Below are 7,863 nucleotides of genomic sequence, written 5' to 3'. Positions count from 1 at the left end.
ACCTAATGAGTCAGTCTTTATAAGATATACATTTGCAGAATCCGGTGTGCCTGTACCGAAAGAGTACGTATATCCTGCAACTATATAACCTTTATCCGCAGTTTGTTGAACTGCATTAGCACAATCTCCATCAGTTCCACCAAAAGTTCGTGTCCATAATGTATCTCCCGTTGAATTAATCTTTATAAGCCATACATCATACCCGCCTGCCCCATAAGAACCGGTCTCGCCCGCTATTATATATCCGTTATCAATGGTCTGCCGAATTGAATTGCCATATTCAGTCCCGGTTCCACCATAAGCTCTTGTCCACAAACTATCCCCTGCTGAATTCGTTTTTATAATATAGACATTAAAACAAGTTGGAGTACCTACACCGTAAGAACTTGTTATTCCTGCAACTATATAGCCGTTATCCGTCGTTTGTTGGACTGAATAACTTCCATCAGTGCTCGTTCCCCCATAAACTCTTGTCCATAAAGTATCTCCGCTTGAATCCGTTTTTATAAGGTAGACATTGGTTCCACCCGTACCGTAGGAGTTTGTATATCCCGCAACTATATAACCGCCATCACTAGTCTGCTGAACTGCATAACTTCCATCGTTGTTATTCCCACCATAAGCTCTTGTCCATAAAGTATCTCCTATTGAGTTTGTTTTTACAAGATAAACGTTGGTATATATTGGAGTGCCTGCACCACAAGAGCCTGTCATCCCTGAAATTATATAACCGCTGTCTTTTGTTTGCCGGACTGCGTAGCCTCCGTCATTGCCGGTTCCGCCATATGTTTTTGTCCACATCGTATCGCCTGTCGAATTTGTTTTTACAAGGTAAAAATCGCCTGCTCCTGCACCATATGAGTATGTCCATCCCGCAACTATATAACCGCCATCATTAGTCTGCTGAACCGACCGTCCATAATCTCCATTGTTCCCACCATAAATCCTTTTCCATAAGGTATCTCCCGATGGATTTGTCTTTATAAGATAAACATCCGGTCCGCTTGTACCATATGACCACGTTCCTCCTGCAACTATATAACCAGTGTCGGTAGTTTGCTGAACTGAATTGCCGCCGTCATCTTTATTTCCACCATAAGTTTTTGTCCATCCTGCGTTTACGGGATTGGTTGTAATTAAACCCATTCCCATCAAAACCCAAACTCCTAAATTTTTATTCATAATCCCTCCTGTTTTTACCTTATAATCGTAATTTTCTTTGTAGTTTTTAATGTACCCGCATTCACCCTCACAAAATACACCCCGTTCTTTTTTATCTCAGGCGTGAATGTATAATTCCCTTTGCTTAATGTCCCGTTATAAACAATCTCTTTCTCCCTTCCACACAAGTCGTAAATTTTTACATTTGCATTTATACTCTTTGGCACTTCCAAATAAATCTTATCTTTAATTATTTTCAAATCTGCATTCCCCAATCCGAAATCCAAAATGGAAGGTTCTTCTATCCCTGTTTCTTTCCCCAGTCTAATTAGATAGATATCTCCACTGCCTACCCCGAAAGATTTTGTCATTCCCGCAAGTATATATCCGCCATCTTTAGTCTGTTGAACTGAATAGCCCTCATCATAGGCAGTTCCTCCAATAGTTTTAGTCCACAGGGGATTACCAAGGGAATCCGTTTTTGTGAAGCGAACATCCATCTTATTAGAAAAATCTGCCCCCGTTGTTCCCCCAATTATAAAACCACCATCAACGGTTTGATATACAGAGTTGCCATAATTAAAAGAAGAGTCTCCGCGAATAGTTTTTTCCCAGAGGGTATCGCCATTTAAATCAATTCTTACAAGATAGATGCACGCATTATATAAACCCCCTCCTACTAATATGAAACTACCATTCGTAGTCTGGCGTACAGATGATATATGATCTCCGCCGTCGGTACCAAAACTTCTGGTCCAGAGGGTACCCCAACAGAATCCGTCCTTATTATATAAGCATCCCCATTCCTACAATATGCGTCTCCTCCAATTATAAATCCGCCATCTGTATTCTGAGAGACAGAATGAGCTCTATCGCCACTTTCTCCATAAATTCTTGTCCACAAAGTATCTCCCGAAGAATTTGTCCGGATCAGATAGGCACGCCTACTGCCTGCTCCGAAAGATTTTGTCCATCCGGCAATAATAAATCCGTCTGTTCCGCCTGAGATGGGTTGAACCGAATATCCTTCATCATCGCCGGTTCCGCCGTAAGTTCTTGTCCATAGCGTATCGCCATTCCCGTCAATTTTTATAAGGCAAACATCCGTACTGTCATAATCAGTGTATCTTGTATACCCTGTATATCCCGTAATTATAAATCCGTTATCGGCAGTTGGACATATGTATTCGCCGTAATCATTCGAAATCCCGCCATAAGTTTTTGTCCAGATAGTATCTCCGTTCAGGTCAACTTTTATAACATAAATATCACTTTTGCCGGCACCAAAAGAATTAGTAGACCCTGCAATTATAAAGTTGCTATCCTCAGTCTGACATACGCAACATCCCTCATCACTATTAATCCCGCCGTAAGTTCTTGTCCAGAGGGTGTCCGGTGCGGATGCGGATAATGCGGTTGATAGTAAAAATAGCATAAGATAAATAATGTGTTTTTTCATAGTTTTTCCACCTACTTCATTAATATAAGTTTTTTTGTCTCCTTGTAATTATCGGCAATGAGAGTAGCAAAGTAAATGCCTGCCGATAACCCTTTTGTATTTACTGGGACATTATAATTCCCTGCGGGTTTGAGTTCGTTGACGAGAGTTTTCACGCATCGACCCGATAAATCATAAAGTTTCAAGGAACAGTCCCGACTGTCCCCTACGGAGAAGGAAATAATTGTTGATTGAAAATACGGATTTTGACTTGCCCTGAGCATAGTCGAAGGGGTTTTAATATTTGATTTTCCTTCTTCCACCCCCATACATCCGCAATTAGTGGAATTACTAATATCGTCAAGCGCATAAATAGTGTAATTCCACCCAATACCAACCACCAATTCTACGCATCCATCATTATCAATGTCTGCAATAGCTATGTCGTGAAAATCACTGTATAATTGTTTTTCCCATAAAAATGAGCCATCTTCGCCATTAAGACAACGTAAATAGTTATCCCTATTAGGGACAAGAACTTCAAACCTATTATCCATATTAATATCAGCAATGGAAATGCCTCTATGAACAAAACCTGTTGTCACATAACTCCATTTTAGAGTTCCACTTACCCCGTTAAAGCAATAGGCTTTTTTGTCATTACTTCCAATTACTGCTTCCAGTGTATCGTCTTTATCCACATCTGCTATTGCCGGTGAAGATAATATAATATCTCCAGTTGTATAACTCCATTTCACTTCTCCGGTTACTCCATTAAGACAATAAACCGTACTGTCATTACTTCCAATCACTACTTCTATCGTATCATTATTGACATCTGCTATTGCCGGAGAGGAGCGTATCGTTCTCCCAGTTTTATAACTCCATTTTACATTCCCGGTTATTCCATTAAGACAATAAACTTTATTATCCCAACTTCCAAATACTATTTCTATTGTATCGTCTTTGTTGATATCTGCTATTGCTGGGGAAGATTCTACATACCCTCCAGTTGTATAACTCCATTTTACTCCTCCTGTTATTCCATTAAGACAATAGACTCTGTCACTTCCAACTACTACTTCCATCGTGTCATCTTTATCAATATCTGCTATTGTTGAGGAAGAGACTACAGCATTATTTCCAGCCTTATAACTCCACTTTATTCCTCCCGTTATTCCATTTATGCAATAAATTTTAGAGTCATTACTTCCGATTACTACTTCCATCGTATCGTCCTTATCCACATCTGCTATTGCAGGCGATGGTCTGACAATTTGCCCTATTAAATAGCTCCACTTTACTCCTCCTGTTATTCCATTTAGGCAATACACCTTGCAGTCGTCACTTCCAAATACTATCTCCATAGTATCATCTTTGTCAATGTCTGCCACTGCTGCACCATAGGATTCCATTCCACCTGTTTTGTATGACCATTTTACTTCAGGCGCGGACATCATAGCCCCTCTCATCCATTGCAGATGCGTATTCTCAAGTGTTGCCCCATATTTAGTCCACGTGCCACTTGCATAAGTCTGTTGAAAAAGAAATAATGCTAGTATAATTGTCATTTTCTTATTTCATCAAAACCAATTTCCTCGTCTCTTTAAAACTGCCTGCTGTTAGTCTCACAAAATATATTCCTGTTTTTAATTCTTTTGCATTCAGGTTTAGATTATAACTTCCCGCAGGTTTTTCTTCATTAACTAATGTCTTCACACAACTTCCCGAAATATCGTAAACGCTTAATATCACTCGAGTTCTAACGGGTATGAAATACTTTATAACTGTAGATTTAATAAACGGATTTTCAGTTACCCTGAGCGTAGTCGAAGAGGTTCTAACATTTGATTTTTCTTCTACTCCTATTCCCTCATAAAGTGCTCCCCATGTGCGGACACAGCCATAAGGGGGTCCCGCAATACCCGAGTAAAGAACAAGACACCTATTGTTGTCTCCGTGAGATATTACAGGTGAATATTGATTCCCCTTTGCCGATATAAATGGCGTTGCGTTTATTACGGCACCTCCTTCACTTACCTTTGCGCTATGAATGTCATACTGACTTCCATCGTGTCCCTCCCATACGATAATGTAATTTTCCCCATCAAAGGCAACAGAGGTGTTGCGTTCATAATCAGGTAAAGTGCTTATCGGTATCCCGGATGTATCAAGCAAAGTACCATCGGTATCTACTCTTGCACCATAAATATCATAGTTGGTAGAAGTCCATACAACTAAGTAATTTTGCTTGCCAAAGGATATGGATGAATTTCCGCCAAAAGTAGAAATTTGAATAGGAATAGTATCTATCACAACTCCACTACTGTTTATTCTAACGCCGTAAATATAGTTGTTTTGCCATACAACTAAATAATTTACTCCATCAAAAGCAACCAAAGGAACTCTATTCTCCCCGGATAAAGCTATTTGTATCGCATTTGTATCTATTATTACTCCTTCTTTATTTACTCTTGCACCAAGAATAAATTGATAAGTGTAAGGGTACTTCCCAACTCCGTTCCATACTACAAAATAATTTTGTCCATCAAAAGATATTGATGGACTGGAGGAAGATAAGGAATCTGAATTATAAATCTTCATGCCGGGCGTATCCAATACAATTCCTTTAGAATCAACCCTTGAACCATAAATCGAACCACTATCGCTCCAAACTACAAAATAATTCGAGTCGCCGAAAATTAAAGAAGGCTTCTGATTATAGGTAATAGGGGATATAACAAAAGCTTTTTCATCTAAAACATTTCCATCTGCGCTGACTCTTGTCCCATAAATATTTTGTTTGTTACTTCTGTAATCAACCCATGTTCCTAAGTAATTTGTCCCGTCGAATGCGACTGAAGGATATTGTTGCCCGTTTGCGGAAATAGATAAAAGTATCCCGGGAGTATCTATAACCGTCCCATTACCTCCAACTCTTGTGCCATAAATAGATTTACAATAGTCAGGCATAACTTGTTCCGAACGGGCGACAATAAAAAAATCCGTTGAATCGGATACTGCCGATGGTTCATGTCCTGTAATTGTTGGAGTTAAAGCGAAAGTGTCTATTATACTTCCATCAAAACCAATTCTCGCGGCGCGAATACCGTGCTCAATGCTACTTGAATCCTGCCAGGTAACAAGATAGTTTGTTCCGTTGGAAGCTACTGAAGGATAAGACGGATTATATGATGTACTCATATTAGATATCAATTTTCCTGTTGGTTTGTCCAATACAACCCCATTTTTACTTATTCTTGCTCCATAAACACCATAATGCCCGCTGCGATACTCGGACCATGCAGTAAAATAATTCGTGTCGCCGAAAGTTACAGAAGGGTTGCTTCCTCCTGTCGGAGTAATGAGTATATTAGAAGTATCTATCAAATCTCCCGTTAAAGAAACTCGCCTTGCTAAAAGCCCGCTATCTCCGGATGATGCAAAACCTGCACTCCACACAACAAAAAAATTGTCGCCGTCAAAAGCAACGGAAGGACACACTTGATATGGAGCTGCTAATATATTGAGCGTATCTAATACAACGCCCGTTCTATTTAATATCACACCATGTATCCCTTTAGAAAGACTTTGCCATACGATAAGAAAAACCGTATCCCCAAAAGCAATAGAAACATTTCCTATAGTGTCAGGCGCAATCCATATTGGAATATCATTTGTGTCCAATCTACTTCCATCAGTTCTTATTCTTGTACCATAAATATTAGCGCTTACATTGCGATAATCTTGCCATATCACTAAATAATTTTCCCCGTCAAAAGCTATACCCGGAGAACCGCCCGAAAGGGATATCGGTATGTTAGACTTATTAAAAACTACCCCCGCAGGAGATATTCTTGCGCCATAAATAGCTGCAAAAAAACCACTGCGCGAATCCTGCCATACGGCGAAATAATTAACCCCATCAAAAGCTACATCAGAATTTCTTTTATAACCACTCGCTGCGCCATAGGTAACACTAGTGTCTAATATAAATTCATTGCCTTTTAACTCGCTTGCCGAGGATACTCCTGCTCCGATTAAAACCAGAATGCTAAAAATCAAAAACGAAACTTTTTTCATCTTCCCCTCCTAATTTATTTCATCCTCAAGTATCTTCATACTTAATATTCTCAAAACCTATCTTTGTCAATCTTAAATTCCATCTTTTTTCTGTTAGTTAGACTTTTCCCGCCTTGGCGGGATTAGTCTAACTTATCCAGCAAAGCTGGGTTGTCTGTTTTTATCTAAACTTTCTACACTATTTAATCTTTTTGTTTTCTGTTTTTCGTGCTCTTATCTGTGTCAATCCGTTTTAATCCCTGCCTGCCATTCTGTTTGGTAGATGTGTGTTTCTTTTCTGTTAGTTCTTCTCTTTTTTCCGTGTATTTCTGTGTCATTCTGTGGCTAAAGATTTTATTTGTTATCTGTTTTTCTTTTCTAATCTCTTACAATTCTCTTTCAATCCCTGTTGAAAAATTCTGTTGTCTGTTTATTCGTGTGTATTCGTGGATAACTCTTTATAATCTATATTCCGTGTAAATCCCTGTTAGGAGTTTACCCCGCTGTGGCGGGGTGGCTTTTTGTTAGTTAGAGTTCGTGAAGGATGAACGTTACTCTAACTTATCCAGCTCAGCTGGGTTCTCTGTGTACTCTGTTATTTTTCTCAGTGTACTCTACCATTTTCTGTTGTTTTTCCATTCTATGTCTTTCTTCTCTCTGTGTCCTCTGTGGTTTGATTCTATAGTTTCTTTCCGTTCTCTATTTTTTGGGATTGTATTTATGTTTCGTAGTCCTACATCTGTCGTGGAATAGTCCTGATCCTGTTACAGAATCTGTGGACAAATCTCGGTTTACAACTGCCTACCGCCCGCTTCTTCCTGCCTACGCCTTCTTCGGCCTCTTCACACCATAACGAGAACGTGATTGTTTTCTTCCTTCAACTCCCGTAGTATCCCTTGTTCCCCTTATTATATGATATTTTACTCCCGGCAAATCTTTTACCCTTCCACCCTGAACTAATACAATCGAGTGTTCCTGTAATGAATGCCCTTCTCCCGGTATATAACATATAACTTCCTGTCCCGTCGTAAGCCTGACCTTTGCTACCTTTCTCAATGCAGAATTAGGCTTTTTCGGAGTTACCGTATACACCTTTACGCATACTCCTCTTCTTTGTGGAGCTCTTTTTAAAGCTGGCGCTTTAGATTTTGTTGTAACTACTCGTCGCGGTTTTCTTACAAGTTGATTTATTGTTGGCATTT

General features: G+C 39.4%; 6 protein-coding genes. All 6 read right to left on the bottom strand.

The window, feature by feature from the left end:
* The coding region (locus tag WC614_11675) for a hypothetical protein (GenBank protein ID MFA5033663.1) at window positions 1-1,182 on the bottom strand (1,182 nt) is incomplete at its 3' end.
* Window positions 1,183-1,196: 14 nt separating this feature from the next.
* On the bottom strand, window positions 1,197-1,661 hold the full coding sequence (locus WC614_11670; GenBank protein MFA5033662.1) for a T9SS type A sorting domain-containing protein: 465 nt from the start codon (window positions 1,659-1,661) through the stop codon (window positions 1,197-1,199).
* 179 nt (window positions 1,662-1,840) lie between these two features.
* Window positions 1,841-2,620, bottom strand: coding sequence for a hypothetical protein (locus WC614_11665; GenBank protein MFA5033661.1), 780 nt, complete (start codon window positions 2,618-2,620; stop codon window positions 1,841-1,843).
* Between the two features lie 11 nt (window positions 2,621-2,631).
* The gene (locus WC614_11660) at window positions 2,632-4,170 is read right to left on the bottom strand and encodes a PQQ-binding-like beta-propeller repeat protein (protein ID MFA5033660.1); all 1,539 of its coding nucleotides are present in this window, start codon (window positions 4,168-4,170) and stop codon (window positions 2,632-2,634) included.
* A 4-nt stretch (window positions 4,171-4,174) separates the two neighbouring features.
* A complete protein-coding gene (locus WC614_11655; GenBank protein MFA5033659.1) occupies window positions 4,175-6,682 on the bottom strand; it encodes a T9SS type A sorting domain-containing protein in 2,508 nt (835 codons plus the stop codon).
* Between the two features lie 801 nt (window positions 6,683-7,483).
* The gene (gene rpsL / locus WC614_11650) at window positions 7,484-7,861 is read right to left on the bottom strand and encodes a 30S ribosomal protein S12 (protein MFA5033658.1); all 378 of its coding nucleotides are present in this window, start codon (window positions 7,859-7,861) and stop codon (window positions 7,484-7,486) included.
* Between the last annotated feature and the right edge of the window lie 2 nt (window positions 7,862-7,863).

Source organism: bacterium (genome assembly GCA_041649255.1).
In the GTDB taxonomy this organism is placed as follows: Bacteria; Hydrothermota; UBA3073; order JACQXS01; family JAQTXJ01; genus JAQTXJ01.
This window is presented reverse-complemented; position numbering and strand designations above follow the sequence as displayed.

Coding starts and splice junctions, on each gene's coding strand:
- WC614_11660 (MFA5033660.1), bottom strand. CDS start 4,170: ATGACAATTATACTAGCATTATTTCTTTTTCAACAGACTTATGCAAGT.
- WC614_11665 (MFA5033661.1), bottom strand. CDS start 2,620: ATGAAAAAACACATTATTTATCTTATGCTATTTTTACTATCAACCGCA.
- WC614_11655 (MFA5033659.1), bottom strand. CDS start 6,682: ATGAAAAAAGTTTCGTTTTTGATTTTTAGCATTCTGGTTTTAATCGGA.
- WC614_11670 (MFA5033662.1), bottom strand. CDS start 1,661: ATGGATGTTCGCTTCACAAAAACGGATTCCCTTGGTAATCCCCTGTGG.
- rpsL (MFA5033658.1), bottom strand. CDS start 7,861: ATGCCAACAATAAATCAACTTGTAAGAAAACCGCGACGAGTAGTTACA.